Raw genomic sequence first — 15,910 nt, forward strand, 5'->3', positions numbered from 1 at the left:
TGGCTGATAAGGCAGTAAAAATGCGTTAGTTTGTCCCACTGGTAGAACAGTGAGAATGTCCATGCAAGACCTCAACGACCTCTTCTATTTCGCCCAGGTGGTCGAAGCCGGCGGTTTCGCCGCCGCCGGTCGCCAGCTCGGCATCCCCAAGTCGCGCCTGTCACGGCGTATCGCCGAACTGGAAGAACGCCTGGGCACCCGCCTGCTGCAACGCACCACGCGGCAATTGAAGCTGACCGCTGTGGGTGAACGCTACCTGCACCATTGCCAGGCAATGCTGCTGGAGGCGGAGATGGCCGATGAAGTGGTGGCCAGCATGTCCAGCGAACCCCGTGGGCGGCTGCGGGTGTCCTGCCCGGTGGCCCTGGCCCATGCCTTCCTGCCCGAGGTGATCAGCCGTTTCCTGGCCCAGTACCCGCTGGTGCAGCTGGACATGGTGCTGCTCAACCGCCGGGTCGACCTGATTTCCGAAGGCATCGACGTGGCCTTGCGTGTGCGTGACCTGGGTGACGAAGACCCGGCCCTGGTCACCCGTCGCCTGCGCCAGGCGCAGATGCAATTGGTGGCCGCACCGGGTTTTGCCGACCATATCCGCGAGCCCGCCGAGCTTGCCAGCCTGCCAGTGCTGGGCGCCGCCGAGGCGGACCGGCTGGTGCACCTGCGCCTGCACGGGCCGGACGGCCGCCAGGAGGAGGTGGCCCTGGAGCCACGCCTGGCCATCGATGACTTCGTCGTGCGCAACGCCGCCGTGCGTGCCGGCATGGGCTTCACCGCGCTGCCGAGCATGTTCTGCGAGGAAGAGCTGGCACGTGGAGAACTGGTGCGTCTGCTGCCGGACTGGTCGCTGCCCGGCGGCTTCCTTCAGGCGGTGTATCCGCACCGACGCGGCCTGCTGCCGGCGGTGCGAGCGTGGATCGATCACCTGGCGATTTCGTTCGAGGCCTGTGGAGAGCGCTATGTCTGAGAAAAGGATGACAGAGGAACAGATCGCGCAGTTCTGCCTGGCATTGCCCGGCGCGCGCGAGGATTACAAGTGGGGCGGGATACGGGTGTTTTCGGTGGCCGGCAACAAGATGTTTGCCGTCGCCGACCTGGGCGGTGCCGGCTTGTCGTTCAAGGTGGCCGACGACCTGTTCCTGGGCTACTGCGACCGCCCGGGCATTCGCCCGGCGCCTTATCTGGCACGGGCGAAGTGGGTCAGCATGGTTGCGCCCTACCCCGTGGGCCGTGACGAGTTGTGCGACCTGCTGCGCCGCTCGCACCAGTTGGTGGTGCGGCGCTTGCCCAAGCGCACGCAGGTGGGGTTGTTGCTGGATTGATTCTGCAGCGCGGGGCAAGTCGCAGCGATGGCTACCTACAGCAACTGCCCCAGCCCGCGGCCACCCCGCAGCAGGTGATCGAACCAGAACACCTGGTGCAGCGCGACGATGCCCCAGAACACCAGCTGGTAGGACAGCTTGCGGGTCTTGTGCCGAAACAGCTGCTGGGCCAGCAGCGCCCCGGGCCAGCCACCGAGCAGCTCGCTGGCATGCAGCACTTTCTCCGGGGTGCGCCAGGCCTGGTTGCGCGCCTGCTGCTTGTCCTGCCAGTACAGCAGCAGGCTCACCAGGCTCACCAGCGGGTACAGTGCCAATGGCAGCCACGACTGCCCGCTCAAGCCCATCTGCAGGCCGCCCAATATCGGCAGCAAACAAAGCATGGCCAGAGCGAGCAGCTTCAGGCGTGGATTGCGTACGCCCTGGGCCTCGCCACGGGCAGCGGTTTGCGGGCGCGCCATCAGCCGTGCGCCGTCGACCAGTCGACCCAGCCGAACTCCCAGGTGGCCAGGATCAGCAGACCAAAGACGATGCGGTACCAGGCGAACGCGGCGTAGCTGTGATTGGCGATGAACTTGAGCAGCGCGCGCACCGCGATCATGGCGAAGATGAACGACACCACGAAGCCCAGGGCAAACACCGGCAGGTCGCCGGGCTGGAACAGCTCGCGGTACTTGTAGCCCGAATACACCGCCGCACCGACCATGGTCGGCATGGCCAGGAAGAACGAGAACTCGGTGGCCGCCTTGCGCGACAGGCCGAACAGCAGGCCGCCGATGATGGTCGAGCCGGAACGCGAGGTGCCTGGGATCATCGCCAGGCACTGGACGAAACCGATCTTAAGGGCATGGTGCCAGCTCATGTCATCGACATGGTCCACCTCGATGCGGTGCTGGCGACGTTCGGCCCAGAGCATGATCACCCCACCGACCACCAGGGCCGCAGCCACGGTAATGGGGTTGAACAGGTACTCGTGGATCAAGTCGGCGAACAGCACCCCCAGCACTACCGCCGGCATGAAGGCGATCAGCAGGTTGGCGGTGAAGCGCCGCGCCGGTGCTTGAGTGGGCAGGCCCAGCACCACGTCGAAGATCTTGCGCCGGAATTCCCAGACCACCGCAAGGATTGCGCCCAACTGGATGATGATGTTGAACGCCATGGCCCGCTCACCGCCAAAACCGATCAGGTCGGCGACAATGATCTGGTGCCCGGTGCTTGAAATCGGCAAGAACTCCGTCAGGCCCTCGACAACGCCCAAGATGATTGCCTGCAAGGCACTCCAAAAATCCATCATTCCCCCGATGCAGCACCGCTCCTGGCGGGCCGCTTGTAGTGATTTGCACGTAGTTGCCGCACGCGGCGCGGCTGTTTTACAGCGACAGCAGTGGCAACGCCAGCATAAATGCCCAGCGGCCTAAAGGTTTCATCTGGCACGGCCGAAATCCTAGCAGAGCCCTTGGTTCAAGGCTTGCGTTACCTGCAACACGGATCGCGCGCACTGCGCACTTAGCCGTTGGTCGTGTGGGGCCTGGCGGCAAAGCATGCTTGGATGCTTTCGATAAAAAGAACAAGACCGGAGTAACGCATCATGAAGACCCTGAGGTCGATGTCGATCAGCCGCCGCCTGTGGCTGATCCTGTTGGTGGCCGTGGCCATGCTGTTGGTGCTGGGGTTGCTGATGCTGCGCCAGATCCATGGCGACCTGTACCAGGCCAAGGCCGAGAAGACCCGCCATGTGGTGCAGACCGCCGCAGGGGTGCTGGCGCACTACCAGGGCCTGGAGGCCGCCGGCACACTCAGCCGCGAAGCCGCCCAGCAGCAGGCCCTGCAAGTGGTGCGCGGGCTGCGTTACGACCAGAGCGACTACTTCTGGATCAACGACCTGCAACCGAAGATGATCATGCACCCGGCCAACCCCAAGCTCGACGGCCAGGACCTCTCGGCCATCCGCGATCCCGACGGGTTTGCCGTGTTCAACGAAATGGTCAAGCTGGCCCGTGCCCAGGGCGCCGGCCCGGTCGACTACCGCTGGCCCAAGCCCGGCGCCAGCGAGCCGGTGGCCAAGACCTCCTATATACAACTGTTCGAGCCGTGGGGCTGGGTCATCGGCTCGGGCGTCTACATCGACGACGTGCAGGCCGAATTCGCCCGCCAGCTGCGCGACGCGTCCCTGGTTGGCCTGGGCATCGCCCTGTTGATGGCCCTGGTGGTAATGCTGATTGCCCGCAGCATCGCCCGCCCGCTGCAGGAGGCGGTGCAGGCCATGGGCAACATCGCCAGCGGCGAAAGCGACCTGACCCGGCGCCTGGACACCCACGGCCGCGACGAGATCACCCATCTGGGCGAGCACTTCAACCGTTTCAACGGCAAGCTGCAGGGCGTGATCGGCCAATTGCAGGGCGCCGCCCACGCCCTCGCCGAGTCGGCGGGGCATGTCGGCGACAACGCAGGTGCCGCCCAGGCGCGCAGCACCCAGCAGTCGCTGCAGATGGACCAGGTGGCCACGGCGATCAACGAAGTCAGCTACGCCGTGCACGACGTGGCCAAGCACGCCGAACAGGCTGCCAGCGAGATGCGCGACGCGCAGCAGCAGGTCGGCCATGGCCAGCAGGCGATCCACGGCAGCCTGCAGCAGATCGACCGGCTCTCGGCGACCATCGAGCAGGCGGTCCAGGTGATCCGCGAGCTGGCCAGCCACAGCACCAAGATCGGCGGCGTGCTGGAAGTGATCCGCGCCATCGCCGAGCAGACCAACCTGCTTGCCCTCAACGCCGCCATCGAGGCCGCCCGTGCCGGCGAGCAGGGCCGTGGTTTCGCCGTGGTCGCCGACGAAGTGCGCCTGCTGGCCCAACGCACCGCCCAGTCGACCGCCGAAATCCAGACCATGATCGAGCACCTGCAGGGGCAGTCCGAGGCCGCGGTCAGGGCCATCGACACCAGCAGCGAGGCCTCGCGCCAGACCGTCGACCAGGCCCGCGAGGCGGGCACCAGCCTGGATGCCATCAGCCAGGCACTGAACAACCTGGGCGCACTCAACGCCTCGATCGCCAGCGCCACCCTGCAGCAGTCCCATGTGGTGGAAGAGATCAACCGCAACGTCACCGAAACCGCCGGGCTGTCCCAGCAGACCGCCGAGGCGGCACGCCAGTCCAGCGATTCCGGCGTCGCACTGGCACGCCTGAGCAGCGATCTGGAACAACTGCTGCGCCAGTTCAGAGTCTGAACACGCCAGGGCCTCCCTACCCGGGGAGGCCCTCCCGCCCACGCTAGGCTTTGTAGGAAAAGTGCCTGCGCGACGACCATGCTGCGTTGAAAACAGGCTCAGAATGCTCATTGACTACAGTCAAGTCGAGCGCGACCCCGGCCGTTCCTCGCCTGTTTTCGCCTTGCCTGATCGCCGCTCGGCGACTTTTCATACGAACCCTAGGCTCTGTACGAAATCCCGAGAAACTGAATCGACGCCCCTCAGAAGCTGAAATTCTGTAGGGTTCCCGGCCATCTACGCAAAGGAATTCTGTGATGGCAAAGCGTTACGAACTCTCGGACGAGGCCTGAGATGCTGTCTCCGATCTCTTCATCGAAACTCAAAGCCGAGGGCGGCCACGCCTGAACGACCGCCTGATGCTCGATGGCGTGCTCTGGGTGCTCTGCTCGGGCGCTGCGTGGCGAGATATGCCGGACCGCTTCGGCCCATGGTCAACGGTGTATCAACTGTTTCGCGGCTGGCGAAATCAGGGGACATTCGATCAGATGCTCAAACGCTTACACCTGAGATTGAATGAGCAAGGCTTGATCGATCTGCAAACTTGGATGATCGACTCAACCGCGGTACGTGCAACCCGAGCCTCATCCGGCGCTCGGAAAAAGGGGGGCCTGACGAGCCTGCCGATCACGCTCTAGGCCGCAACTGCTGGACGAAGTCAGCATTCCATCGAGCCAACGTGGCCGCCCGCGCAAGCGCTGCAAGTGGCTGCTCGCCGACAAGGGCTACGACGCTGAAGCGCTGCGCCGCTACTGCGACCAGTACCGAATGCAACCCGTGATCCCATTGCGCTCAATGAAACGCAAACCCAAGCCTGGCTTACCCAGACTGTTTGACCGGCCCAAGTACCGACAGCGCAACATTATCGCGCGCATGTTTGGTTGGCTGAAAGAGAACCGCCGCATCGTGACACGCTTCGACAAGCTCGCGAAAAGCTATGCCGCAATGGTCTCACTGGCTTGTTCCATGCGGTGTTTGCGACATCTCTTTTCGTACAGAGCCTAGGCTCTGTACGAAAAATTTTGTGGGAGCGGGCTTGCCTGCGATGGAGTGCGAAGCACTCCTGTACCCAATATCAAATAGTGTCAAAGACGCCGCGGATTCTGGTTTTGCTGCCGCGTGCGGCAGATCGCGGGGTAAGTCGCATCGGCACACCGCCGCTCCCACAAAGTTGGATGGCCATACTTTTCGTACAAAACCTAGCGAACGACCTGATCAGCAGGATCATAGGAAAACAATGCCGCCCCTTGGTGATTGGCAGGTAATTTCAGCCTGACAATAGGTATCGCTTTACCGGTCGCCGCCTTGAACCGCGTTTGGTCATGGCGCACCTGCGTCAAGCCTGCCGAATTGGCTTCCAGGTAAAATAACGCCTCAATGGGCAGTTGACTGGGAATATTCTGTGCCCAGGTTCTCACCACCAACTCATTTTGATCGTTCAATGCTTCGCGCGGAATCATCTTCATCGACCTGATCATTTGATAGAAGGCCGGCCCGGCCAACGCATTCGAAGCATCACGAATATCGAAGCTGCACTGATAGAACTTTCGATGGCTGGGATTGGTTTGCTGCATGTAATGGGCATAAAACTTTTCCGCTGTCGTTATCCCCAACACACTGCAATATCGACTCTGACTCGGATAATAAGAATGGGGTCCACAGCCGCGATCCGTCCGATTGGCGGTTGCCCCATCTATCGGGAAGGCACACAGATAATCGAATCCCTTTGCGGTTTCGGGGGGGGCCTGCAGGACAGGGTAAGCGATGTAGCCTTTGACCGTTCCCGTCACCGTTGTCGTGAAGTTGGCATCCTTGCGCAGATACGAGAAGGACACCCCTCCTCTTGAAACTGAGCCGGGGCTCGGGTTCCAGAAGTCAAAGCCGGCACTGTCGCCCGTGGCTCGCAGTACAACGCCTGCGCACAAAAAGGCCGGTTTGGAATCATCACCGCAGTTCTGGCGAATATCGTTGTAGCGATTATTGAGTGTCGACGCTATGCCAGGATTAACCAGTGGGGATGACTCGTCAACATGACGCGTGCAGCCCGACACCAGCAAAACCATCAACAACAGGATATGCAGTGCTTTCATCGTTAGACTCCCGAATAGTTAACACGAGTTTTTCATCGCGCACGATCAGGAGCTTAAGCTGGAAGACTGGAGTCCAATACTGGCAAAAATAACAGGTCACACTGATTGGCTAGGCTTTGTACGAAATCCCGAGAAACTGAATCGACGCCCCTCAGAAGCTGAAATTCTGTAGGGTTCCCGGCCATCTACGCAAAGGAATTCTGTGATGGCAAAGCGTTACGAACTCTCGGACGAGGCCTGAGATGCTGTCTCCGATCTCTTCATCGAAACTCAAAGCCGAGGGCGGCCACGCCTGAACGACCGCCTGATGCTCGATGGCGTGCTCTGGGTGCTCTGCTCGGGCGCTGCGTGGCGAGATATGCCGGACCGCTTCGGCCCATGGTCAACGGTGTATCAACTGTTTCGCGGCTGGCGAAATCAGGGGACATTCGATCAGATGCTCAAACGCTTACACCTGAGATTGAATGAGCAAGGCTTGATCGATCTGCAAACTTGGATGATCGACTCAACCGCGGTACGTGCAACCCGAGCCTCATCCGGCGCTCGGAAAAAGGGGGGCCTGACGAGCCTGCCGATCACGCTCTAGGCCGCAACTGCTGGACGAAGTCAGCATTCCATCGAGCCAACGTGGCCGCCCGCGCAAGCGCTGCAAGTGGCTGCTCGCCGACAAGGGCTACGACGCTGAAGCGCTGCGCCGCTACTGCGACCAGTACCGAATGCAACCCGTGATCCCATTGCGCTCAATGAAACGCAAACCCAAGCCTGGCTTACCCAGACTGTTTGACCGGCCCAAGTACCGACAGCGCAACATTATCGCGCGCATGTTTGGTTGGCTGAAAGAGAACCGCCGCATCGTGATACGCTTCGACAAGCTCGCGAAAAGCTATGCCGCAATGGTCTCACTGGCTTGTTCCATGCGGTGTTTGCGACATCTCTTTTCGTACAGAACCTAGCCTTTGCCCTGCTCCAGGATCCGTACCGGATTGCAGCCCGCATTATCGGAGTCCTCTTGGCTCAGATCGTGCCTGAACGGTTCGAGGTTGTAGCGGTCCTTGTCTCTGGCGATGTTCAAATGGCAGACCAGTTGGCGGTACATGCCGCCGCCATCATTCTGCAGCCACTGGTAATCGTTGCCATATTTGCGGCGTATTTCGGCATACATCCTGGCGTACCCTTGCGGCGTGCTCTGCTCCCGCCCCAACGGCGTCGGTTCGAGCGACAGGGACCACTCCACACCCTCACTGCCGACATCGTTGCGCCTGATCCATTCACCTAGCTGGACGTACTCGTTGATCGGAGTCGGCGTGCCCTCGGCGATGGCCTGGTCGCTGCTTTGGCAAACGAATTGGGCCTTGGCACTGCGAGACTGCGGCAGCGTCACGGCGATGATCGGCACCCAGATATTGCTCTGCCTGAAGTAGCGATGTTGCTCGAGCCTGGCGTTGGCCAGGCCTCGCTCGTTACCCGCAATGTAGAAGAACGACTCGATGGGCAACTGCGCCACAGGGGTCGAGGCACTCCAATCCTTGATACGCAGTTCGTTCTCACGGAAGAACAGGCTGCGCTTGTTTCTCATGGCCTGGAGCGCGGCGTTGAAGTTGCTCACCGCCTGCTGGTTGAGGGCGTCATTCACGGCAAACCCACAGGCGTTGCGATTATCGCCCTGGGTGCTTTGTTCATAGTGTGTAACCCAGGCACGCCCATCCAGGATGCCTTGTGTATGGCACGACCGACCAATCGAAGGGTCCGCCGCCTGGGCGAAGGTGCCGCAGCCCGCTTCGCTGCGCTCAGCCGTGCCGCCGTCGACCGGGTATGCGCACAGCACTTCGTATCGATGTTTGGGTGCCTGGAGCTCCATGATCGGGTACAGGATGTAGCCGCTCTGATGGTCCTTGGTCAAACGCTTGAAGTTGGCGTCACTGCGCAGGAATGCGTATGACACCGCATCGTTCAAGCGTGTGGGTGCGTCGGCGTCCCAAGTGTTGTAGAGACCATCCCTGGCGGCGGGCTCCGTGCCTCTGAGCACCACGCCCGAGCAGAGAAAGCCTGGCGCCGAATCACTGCTGCAATAGGCTGGAGTCTGTGCATATCGTCGTTGCAGGTTTTCTGCCGTCTGTTCGCAGGTGGCAGCCAATGCCACTGGTTGTGCAGAATCAAAGGCTGCGAGCACAAGGGTTGTCAAAACGAGTATGGGACGCCCAAGCATGATCGTCGCTCCAAGGAAAGTCTGTCGCCTGGCCTGGCACAACCTTGGCCCGGTGCGTGACTGCATCTTGGCGTGCGCCACCTGTGCAGAAAACTGGCAAAAATGACAGGTCGCTGCATCGTTCCCAATTGCCCCCCTATTGCAGGTTACAATCGCCGCCTTCAATTCCCGTCAAGGATCGCCGATGTCCGGCCTCGAACTCTTCGCCGCCGCGCTCGGCGTCATCGCCGTCTGGCTCACTGTCCGGCAGAACCCCTGGTGCTGGCCGATCGGCCTGGTCATGGTGGTGCTGTACAGCTGGATCTTCTATGAAGTGAAGCTCTACTCGGACATGCTGCTGCAACTGGTCTATGCGGTCCTGCAACTCTACGGCTGGTGGCAATGGACCCGTCCGGACCGCGTGGAAGACGCGCGCCAGGTGTCGAGTCTGGGCCTGGCGCCAATGCTCAAAGGCCTTGGCACCGGCCTAGTCGCCAGCCTTGTGCTCGGTGCGACCATGGCCCACTACACCGATGCTGCCCAGCCTTGGCTCGATGCGGCGCTCACCGGCTTCAGCCTGGTAGCGCAGCTGTGGATGGCACAGAAGCGCCTGCAATGCTGGGTGCTGTGGATGGTGCTGGACGTAATCTTCGTTGGCCTGTTCCTGTACAAGGGCCTGTACCTCACTGCCGCACTGTACGCCCTGTTCACCCTGATTGCCGTGCGTGGCTGGCTTGAGTGGCGCCGCGACCCGGCACTGGCGGCCGCATGAAGACGCTGGTGCTGTGTGGCCCGGAATCCAGCGGCAAGAGTTGGCTCGGCGGTGAGATCCAGGCGCACTTCGGTGGCGTGCTGGTGGGTGAGTACGTGCGCCATTTCATCGAGCAGGAGCAGCGCGACACCTGCTATGCCGACATCCCCGCCATCGCCCGCGGCCAGTTGCAGTGGGAGGATCAGGCGCGCCAGCTGGCGCCGTCCCTGCTGATTCTCGACACCCACCTGCTCAGCAACATCCTCTGGAGCCGCGCGCTGTTCGCAGATTGCCCGCCCTGGATAGAGCAGGCGCTCAACGCACGCCACTACGACCTGCACCTGCTGCTGAGGCCCGAGGGTGTGGCCTGGGTGGGCGATGGCATGCGCTGCCAGCCTGAGCTTGCCCAGCGCCAGCAGTTCTTTGCCGACAGCCTGGATTGGCTACAGGCACAGCAACGACCCTATCAAGTGATCGAGGGCGATTGGCCCCAGCGCAGTGCTGCCGCCCTCGCCGCCGTGGCGCGGCTGCTCGATGGCCAGGTGCCAGCCTGTGCTACCGAATGTTAATGCACTGATACACCCCACCACCCCGCAGCCCCCGCAAATGGGGGCCGCCGCCCAGAAGTGAGGGAAGTGTGTCAGCACTGAGACACTGCCCGACAATCTCTTCACATCCCCCGTACTACGCGGCCTGCGGCACCTGTGCAGAGGGCGCTGTTTCAGCGCTGACACAGTATTCGTGGTGCTTTTCGAGCTAGCTCGAGCAAGCCTCTGATTCACAAAGGAAAACAAAAAGCGGCACAGCTTCTGCTCTCTGTACTCGCAACGCTGAACGACCAGCGCCCGATTGAGGGAGTAGCCATCGTGAGGAAATTCGACAGAGGCGTGTCTTGCCTGCTGCTGGTCGGTTTCACCCTGGGGGCAAGCCTGAGCCTCGAGGCCCAAGCCGATAACGGCCTCATCGTCATCACCCGTGATGTGCAGGTGCGCAACGCAACGCGCCTCCCGGTGATACCAGACCCGTCCCCGACCACGGCCAATGCCAACCCGTCAGCACAGATCATCAGACAGACCCATGAGCTCAGTGATGGTGACTTCGCCAGTATCAGCAGTGGCGCGGGCATCTCATCCCTGGTCAACCAACAGACCAACAACATGGGCGGCAACATCAGTACCCAGAGCCAGTTGCCCAACCTCTCCGCCGGGCGTGGCAGCGGCTCCGGCAGCGGCATCGGCAACATGGTCAACTCCAGCGTGCAGCGCGGCCTTGCGCCTCTGCAAGCCCTAACCCGAGGCCAATGACATGAGGCATTCGCTGCTGATTCTGGCCACCCTTTGCAGTGCACCGGCGTTCGCCCAATCCCCAGTAGTCGACACTGCCATCATCGACAGTTCCGCCAGCCAGTACCTGGGCAACATGGCGGTCAACCAGGCGGCCGGCGACTTCCAGCAACAAGCCAACGCCCGTGCCCTGGCCAACGGCCATTCGGCCAACGCGACGACGCAGATCCGCCAGCGCCTGCAGACCACGGTCGACCCTGCCAGGGACAGCCGCGCCAGTATCCAGGGCGATGCTTTCAGCCGTGGCAGCGGCGTACTGGGCGTGAACCAGAGCGCCGGCGCCGGTACCCAGCAAGCCAACGCACTGCGCATCAGCATCAGTGCCCAACCGCAAAGTCTCGATGACAGCGTCCTGTTGCAACAGAACGTGGCGCTGCGCAACACCTCCGATGCAACTGACTCCATACCCGGCTATCGCCAGGTCAACACCAGCGACCAGGCATTCACCGGTAGCCGTGGGGTGATTCAGTTGAATCAGAGCGCCGGGGTGGGAAACCGCATGGCCAACACCCTAAGCGTCCGGGTCGCGGAATGACCCAAAAAGGTAAGCACAACACTTAACCTAAAAAGACGGAGAAACACCATGAAACCCTCGATGGCAATCAAGCCTCTGGTTTTCGCAATTGCTGCGGTCATGGCTGTTGCTGCACAAGCGGATCAGAACAACCGGCGTGGTCACAATCACGACAGAACGGTCTACACCAACGCCACGGCCAAAGCGACCGATGTGCAAAGAAGCACTGGTAACAAGATCCTCAACGAAGGCACCATCAACAATGCCGAGATGAGCAGTTCCGCCGGTGGCGCCAGCGGTAACGTCGGCATCAACGTGGCGGCCGGTAATGGCAACCAGCAGGACAACGCAGCGGCCATCGCCAACACCGCGTCCGACAACGACTTCGTGTTCGGCACCGCAACCGCCACCGCCAAGGTCGACCAGTACAGCAACGGCAACCGCGTGTACAACTGGTCAACCCAGAACTCCGCAGTCATGAGCGGCTCGGCTGACAACACCAGCGGCAACGTGGGTATCAACGTCGCGGCCGGCGATCTGAACCAGCAGAAAAACACCATGGCCATTGCCAACAACAGTGCGCCCGTCGGCAATTCAACCGCCACTGCTTCGGCCAACCAGAATGGACCTGGCCTGACCGTCGAAAACAGAGCCGATCGCAGCTACACCATCGATACGATCACGCTCACCACCACCAAGAGTGGTTCGTCCTCTAGCAGCGGTTCGTTCGATGCCAGCATCGACAAGAGCTCCAGCTCCAGCTATAGCGCGTCTGGCTCGCAAAGCAGCAGCGCCAGCGGCTCCAACAGCAGCAGCTCGAGCGGTTCGAGCAGCATGACTGCCAGCGGTTCGAACAGCAACAGCTCCAGCGGCTCCAACAGCATGAATGCCAGCGGCTCCCACAGCTCGAATGTCAACGGCACCGCCAGCAGCAACCACAACTCGACCTCGAGCGCTTCGGTGACTGCTTCGCTGGATGCCAGCGCTGCGGGCAGTGCCTCGCAGTCGCAGACCTTCGGCAACCACACCCGCTCCAGCAGTGGTGAGTTCGATGCTTCGCTGACCGCCTCGCTCGACGCGTCGATCGACAAGGCGCACAGCTCGTCCAGCGACTCGGCCTTCGACAAGACGCGCAACTCGTCGTTCGAGAAGGCGTATGACTCCGCGTATGCCAGCAACCATGACTCGTCGTATGACAAGTCTCGCAACAACGCATACGAGAAGGCACACGAGTCGGCATGGGAAAAAGCCAACGCCTCGGCCTACGAGAAATCCGGCGAAAAAGCTTCGCAATCGTCGGACAGCATCTCGAAGAGCTGGAGCGAAGCTAGCGAGTACTCGCTGAGCAACACTGTGTCCTTCCAAGTGCTGACCCCGACCGGCTGGGCCAACCCTGTAACCAACAACGCCACCATGAGTGGTTCGTTGAACGGTGGCAGTGGCAACCTGGGCGTCAACGTGGCCGCCGGTGTGGGCAACCAGCAAAGCAACTCGCTGGCCATCTCCAACACCTCGTTCTGATCGCTGTAGCCAGGAGGCCCCCTTCGGGGGGCCTTCCTTCGAACTGGACCGATGGGGGCATCGAACATGCGAATTTTTGCCTTGGCGTTACTGCTGTGCCTGGCCAGTGTGATCGAAGCCGCCCAGATGCCATTGTCCGTCCTGCCGGGTGGCGCGGTCATCTACAAACCGATCCAGAGCATCCGCGAACGCAAGTTCGCCGACCTTGTGCAGCAGAAGACCGACTTCAGTTGCGGCGCCGCATCGCTGGCAACCATCCTGCGCCAAGCCTATTGGCTGGACGTGGATGAACAACATGTGATCGAGGGCATGCTGGCCAATGCCGACCAGGACCTGGTCCGCACCCAGGGTTTCTCGATGCTCGACATGAAGCGCTACGTGGAAAGCCTGGGCATGCGTGCCCGTGGCTACCGGGTAGCCCCCGAGTCCCTGCATGACATCCGCATCCCGGTCGTGGTGCTGATGGATATCCGTGGCTACAAGCATTTCGTGGTCATGCAGCGGGTCGACAGGGGCTGGGTCTACATCGGTGACCCGGTGCTGGGCCACAAACGCTTCAAGATCGACGATTTCGTCAAGGGCTGGAACGGCATCATCTTCGCCGTCATCGGCCAAGGCTACGACAAGGGCAATGCGCTGCTCGCGCCACCCCTTCCGCTCAGCGCCAAGAACCGCCTCAACCAATTCACCCCGGTAAAGGACGCGGAGTTGCTGGATTTCGGTTTCATCAGAAGCGACTTCTTCTAACAAATCGGGCATGACGCCCAGGGGAACCTCCCATGAAGACTCCGATCTGGCTGATTGCGGCCTGCCTGGCCGCCAGCCTGCCAACCCAGGCAGAAACGTTCAAACCCATCGAACTCAAGGACCAGGAACTGGCGAATCTACGCGGGCGTTACGTGATGCCGGGGCGGATCGTCAGTTTCGGCATCGTCATGTCCAGCACCTGGCAGAACGCCAACGGTGAAGTGATCGGCGCCACCTCCTCGATGCAGATTCAACAATCGACCATCAAGCCACAGTTCTATGTGTCGATCATCAATGAAAAAGGCACTGGCTCGTCGCAGGCCCAAAGCGCCGGTACCGGTACCGTCAGCGGGGGTGCTGGCCTCAATACCACCCAGGGGGTAACCCAAGTGGTACGCGCGGCAGGCGACTACAACAGCGCCTACAACGATGTCCAGATCACCGTTGCCAGGGGCGACCAGCCACAGGCCAGCCAACCGCAAGGCCAGGCGCTGGCTGCAGGCTCGCCGCTGACCGGGGCCAACGGTGCAGGCTCGCTGAGTGTTTCTGCGGCCGGCAACGGCGTGCAGATGAACATCATCGCCGGCAACAACCAGGGCAATACCCTGCAGCGCCTGGGCCAGGGCGGGCTGATGCAGAGCACCACCCTGCTCGGCTCCAGCAACCAGGTGCGCAATATCACCTCGCTCAATGTGGTGCTGCGCGACAACGCCACGGCCGGGCCGATGAACGCCAACCTGGACCAACTCAAAGGCCTTCGCAATCTCGGATACTGATCTACGCTCAGTCTCATCGTTTGCAGTCAGAAGGGACGGCTAATCCATGCATCGTTTGTTGACGTTCAGAACTATCGTCTGTTTGAGTACCTTGGCCCCGGCCACCTTGCTGGCAGCATCGGACCCACAAGTCGAAGCACTGAAACAGGAGCTGGTCCAACTGAAGCAACGCTATGAAGCGCAACAAAATGCCCTGATGGTGCTGGAACAACGCCTGCGGCAAGTCGAGGAAGCCCCGCCAGCACCTGCTCCGAAACGCCTGGTCAAGTCGCCCGCCGAAGGGGTCAAGGGCGCTAAAACCGTGGCCACTGGCGCGCCAGGTACGACCGGGAGCTCCTACGGCCAGTCGCTGCAGGACGACTCCCAACCCGCGCAAAGCGTCTCCAACCTGTACGACGAAGCCAGTGGTTTCTTCGGTGGCGGCAAGTTCAGCGTCGAAACCGGCCTGACCTACACCCACTACGATACCCGTGCGCTGACCCTCAACGGCTTTCTGGCGCTGGACGCGATTTTCCTTGGCAACATCAACATCGACCGCATCAAGGCGGACAACTGGACCCTGGACCTGACGGCACGCTACAACGTCGACCAGCGTTGGCAGTTCGACATCAACGCACCCATCGTGTATCGCGAATCCACCTATTCCTCCGGGGGCGCGGGTGGGGCCGCCGCGGCAAACTCCGAAGGCACTGTCACGCGCGACCCCACCCTCGGCGACGTCAACGTCGGGGTGGCCTACAAGTTTATCGATGAGTCGGAAAACTGGCCTGACGCGGTCGCCACGCTGCGCATCAAGGCACCGACCGGCAAGGACCCTTACGGGATCAAGCTCCGGCAGGACCCCGGCAACGACAACCTGGCGATCCCCGAAGACCTGCCGACCGGCAATGGCGTGTGGTCGATCACCCCGGGTATCTCGCTGGTCAAGACCTTCGACCCGGCCGTGCTGTTCGGCAGCCTGTCCTACACCTATAACGTGCAGGATTCGTTCAGTGACATCAGCCCCCAGGTCAACAGCAAGGTCAAAGGTGACGTAAAACTCGGCGACTCCTGGCAAATCGGCGGCGGTATCGCCTTCGCCCTGAACGAGCGTATGAGCATGTCGTTCTCGGTCACTGACCAGTTCGCCAGCAAAAGCAAGATCAGACCCGACGGTGGCGACTGGCAGTCGATCTCCAACAGCGACTACAACGCGGCCAACTTCAACGTCGGCCTGACCTTCGCCGCCACCGACAACCTGACCATCGTGCCGAACCTGGCCATTGGCCTGACCGAAGATGCGCCGGACTTCTCGTTCAGCCTGAAATTCCCGTACTACTTCTGAGCTTGCCAGCAGAACAGGGCTCGCCTGACGAGCCCGCGTTTTGGTAACCAGCCTTGTCCTACGGCACCTTCCTACCTCCGG

The 15,910-nt window shown here is 61.4% G+C and carries 15 protein-coding genes and 3 pseudogenes; 14 read left to right on the plus strand and 4 right to left on the minus strand.

What is annotated here, in order from left to right; genetic code table 11:
- Positions 1-61 precede the first annotated feature (61 nt).
- Positions 62-964 carry a LysR substrate-binding domain-containing protein gene (locus tag LOY51_RS13960; RefSeq protein ID WP_258641677.1) on the plus strand — a complete coding sequence of 301 codons (903 nt, stop codon included), beginning with the start codon at positions 62-64 and terminating at the stop codon, positions 962-964.
- On the plus strand, positions 957-1,319 hold the full coding sequence (locus LOY51_RS13965) for an MmcQ/YjbR family DNA-binding protein (RefSeq protein ID WP_110994517.1): 363 nt from the start codon (positions 957-959) through the stop codon (positions 1,317-1,319). The genes LOY51_RS13960 and LOY51_RS13965 overlap by 8 nt, the downstream gene beginning before the upstream one ends.
- A gap of 35 nt (positions 1,320-1,354) precedes the next feature.
- On the opposite strand, the gene LOY51_RS13970 is transcribed toward LOY51_RS13965, so the two are convergent.
- Together LOY51_RS13970 and LOY51_RS13975 are read right to left on the minus strand one after the other, a co-directional pair.
- The gene (locus LOY51_RS13970) at positions 1,355-1,777 is read right to left on the minus strand and encodes a DUF1294 domain-containing protein (RefSeq protein WP_258641678.1); all 423 of its coding nucleotides are present in this window, start codon (positions 1,775-1,777) and stop codon (positions 1,355-1,357) included.
- Positions 1,777-2,607 (minus strand): undecaprenyl-diphosphate phosphatase, encoded by an 831-nt coding sequence (locus LOY51_RS13975; RefSeq protein WP_125466206.1) that lies wholly within the window; start codon positions 2,605-2,607, stop codon positions 1,777-1,779. The genes LOY51_RS13970 and LOY51_RS13975 overlap by 1 nt, the downstream gene beginning before the upstream one ends.
- A 387-nt stretch (positions 2,608-2,994) precedes the next feature.
- On the opposite strand from LOY51_RS13975, the pseudogene LOY51_RS27155 reads away from it, so the two are divergent.
- From LOY51_RS27155 to LOY51_RS13985, 3 genes and pseudogenes are all read left to right on the plus strand, one after another.
- A pseudogene (locus LOY51_RS27155) lies at positions 2,995-3,666 on the plus strand (cache domain-containing protein); the annotation flags it as partial.
- A gap of 138 nt (positions 3,667-3,804) precedes the next feature.
- Positions 3,805-4,539 (plus strand): methyl-accepting chemotaxis protein, encoded by a 735-nt coding sequence (locus LOY51_RS27160; RefSeq protein ID WP_374045888.1) that lies wholly within the window; start codon positions 3,805-3,807, stop codon positions 4,537-4,539.
- Between the two features lie 353 nt (positions 4,540-4,892).
- Positions 4,893-5,583: pseudogene (locus LOY51_RS13985) on the plus strand (transposase).
- Positions 5,584-5,777: 194 nt separating this feature from the next.
- Here LOY51_RS13985 and LOY51_RS13990 read toward each other — a convergent pair.
- On the minus strand, positions 5,778-6,668 hold the full coding sequence (locus LOY51_RS13990) for a halovibrin HvnA (protein ID WP_258641680.1): 891 nt from the start codon (positions 6,666-6,668) through the stop codon (positions 5,778-5,780).
- Positions 6,669-6,930: 262 nt separating this feature from the next.
- On the opposite strand from LOY51_RS13990, the pseudogene LOY51_RS13995 reads away from it, so the two are divergent.
- Positions 6,931-7,621: pseudogene (locus LOY51_RS13995) on the plus strand (transposase).
- Here LOY51_RS13995 and LOY51_RS14000 read toward each other — a convergent pair.
- On the minus strand, positions 7,618-8,874 hold the full coding sequence (locus tag LOY51_RS14000) for a DUF2599 domain-containing protein (protein WP_190305982.1): 1,257 nt from the start codon (positions 8,872-8,874) through the stop codon (positions 7,618-7,620). The pseudogene LOY51_RS13995 and the gene LOY51_RS14000 sit on opposite strands and share 4 nt — an antisense overlap.
- A gap of 184 nt (positions 8,875-9,058) precedes the next feature.
- Between LOY51_RS14000 and pnuC the strand changes: the two genes are divergently transcribed.
- From pnuC to fapF, 8 genes are all read left to right on the plus strand, one after another.
- The gene (gene pnuC, locus LOY51_RS14005) at positions 9,059-9,625 is read left to right on the plus strand and encodes a nicotinamide riboside transporter PnuC (RefSeq protein WP_125858758.1); all 567 of its coding nucleotides are present in this window, start codon (positions 9,059-9,061) and stop codon (positions 9,623-9,625) included.
- Positions 9,622-10,173 carry an AAA family ATPase gene (locus LOY51_RS14010; protein ID WP_125464173.1) on the plus strand — a complete coding sequence of 184 codons (552 nt, stop codon included), beginning with the start codon at positions 9,622-9,624 and terminating at the stop codon, positions 10,171-10,173. The genes pnuC and LOY51_RS14010 overlap by 4 nt, the downstream gene beginning before the upstream one ends.
- 297 nt (positions 10,174-10,470) lie before the next feature.
- Entirely contained in the window at positions 10,471-10,908 is a 438-nt protein-coding gene (gene fapA, locus LOY51_RS14015) for a functional amyloid chaperone FapA (RefSeq protein WP_125464174.1), read from the plus strand.
- Position 10,909: 1 nt separating this feature from the next.
- On the plus strand, positions 10,910-11,482 hold the full coding sequence (gene fapB / locus LOY51_RS14020) for a fibril amyloid subunit FapB (protein WP_125858760.1): 573 nt from the start codon (positions 10,910-10,912) through the stop codon (positions 11,480-11,482).
- A gap of 48 nt (positions 11,483-11,530) precedes the next feature.
- Positions 11,531-12,982 (plus strand): amyloid-like fimbrin subunit FapC, encoded by a 1,452-nt coding sequence (gene fapC / locus LOY51_RS14025; RefSeq protein WP_110994510.1) that lies wholly within the window; start codon positions 11,531-11,533, stop codon positions 12,980-12,982.
- A 66-nt stretch (positions 12,983-13,048) separates the two neighbouring features.
- A complete protein-coding gene (gene fapD / locus LOY51_RS14030; protein WP_125858761.1) occupies positions 13,049-13,729 on the plus strand; it encodes a fibril amyloid maturation endopeptidase FapD in 681 nt (226 codons plus the stop codon).
- A gap of 32 nt (positions 13,730-13,761) precedes the next feature.
- Positions 13,762-14,505, plus strand: a complete 744-nt coding sequence (gene fapE, locus LOY51_RS14035; protein ID WP_258641682.1) for a fibril amyloid subunit FapE — start codon at positions 13,762-13,764, stop codon at positions 14,503-14,505.
- Between the two features lie 46 nt (positions 14,506-14,551).
- Positions 14,552-15,829, plus strand: coding sequence for a fibril amyloid transporter FapF (gene fapF, locus LOY51_RS14040; protein ID WP_125858763.1), 1,278 nt, complete (start codon positions 14,552-14,554; stop codon positions 15,827-15,829).
- Positions 15,830-15,910 lie beyond the last annotated feature (81 nt).

Source organism: Pseudomonas sichuanensis (genome assembly GCF_024749065.1).
Lineage (GTDB): Bacteria > Pseudomonadota > Gammaproteobacteria > Pseudomonadales > Pseudomonadaceae > Aquipseudomonas > Aquipseudomonas sichuanensis.

Bases quoted from the DNA above. Each gene is read 5' to 3' on its own strand.
- fapD (WP_125858761.1), top strand. From the start codon at position 13,049: ATGCGAATTTTTGCCTTGGCGTTACTGCTGTGCCTGGCCAGTGTGATC.
- fapB (WP_125858760.1), top strand. From the start codon at position 10,910: ATGAGGCATTCGCTGCTGATTCTGGCCACCCTTTGCAGTGCACCGGCG.
- LOY51_RS13965 (WP_110994517.1), top strand. From the start codon at position 957: ATGTCTGAGAAAAGGATGACAGAGGAACAGATCGCGCAGTTCTGCCTG.
- LOY51_RS13970 (WP_258641678.1), bottom strand. From the start codon at position 1,777: ATGGCGCGCCCGCAAACCGCTGCCCGTGGCGAGGCCCAGGGCGTACGC.
- LOY51_RS14000 (WP_190305982.1), bottom strand. From the start codon at position 8,874: ATGCTTGGGCGTCCCATACTCGTTTTGACAACCCTTGTGCTCGCAGCC.
- fapF (WP_125858763.1), top strand. From the start codon at position 14,552: ATGCATCGTTTGTTGACGTTCAGAACTATCGTCTGTTTGAGTACCTTG.
- pnuC (WP_125858758.1), top strand. From the start codon at position 9,059: ATGTCCGGCCTCGAACTCTTCGCCGCCGCGCTCGGCGTCATCGCCGTC.
- LOY51_RS13990 (WP_258641680.1), bottom strand. From the start codon at position 6,668: ATGAAAGCACTGCATATCCTGTTGTTGATGGTTTTGCTGGTGTCGGGC.
- LOY51_RS14010 (WP_125464173.1), top strand. From the start codon at position 9,622: ATGAAGACGCTGGTGCTGTGTGGCCCGGAATCCAGCGGCAAGAGTTGG.
- fapE (WP_258641682.1), top strand. From the start codon at position 13,762: ATGAAGACTCCGATCTGGCTGATTGCGGCCTGCCTGGCCGCCAGCCTG.
- LOY51_RS13960 (WP_258641677.1), top strand. From the start codon at position 62: ATGCAAGACCTCAACGACCTCTTCTATTTCGCCCAGGTGGTCGAAGCC.
- LOY51_RS13975 (WP_125466206.1), bottom strand. From the start codon at position 2,607: ATGGATTTTTGGAGTGCCTTGCAGGCAATCATCTTGGGCGTTGTCGAG.
- LOY51_RS27160 (WP_374045888.1), top strand. From the start codon at position 3,805: ATGGACCAGGTGGCCACGGCGATCAACGAAGTCAGCTACGCCGTGCAC.
- fapC (WP_110994510.1), top strand. From the start codon at position 11,531: ATGAAACCCTCGATGGCAATCAAGCCTCTGGTTTTCGCAATTGCTGCG.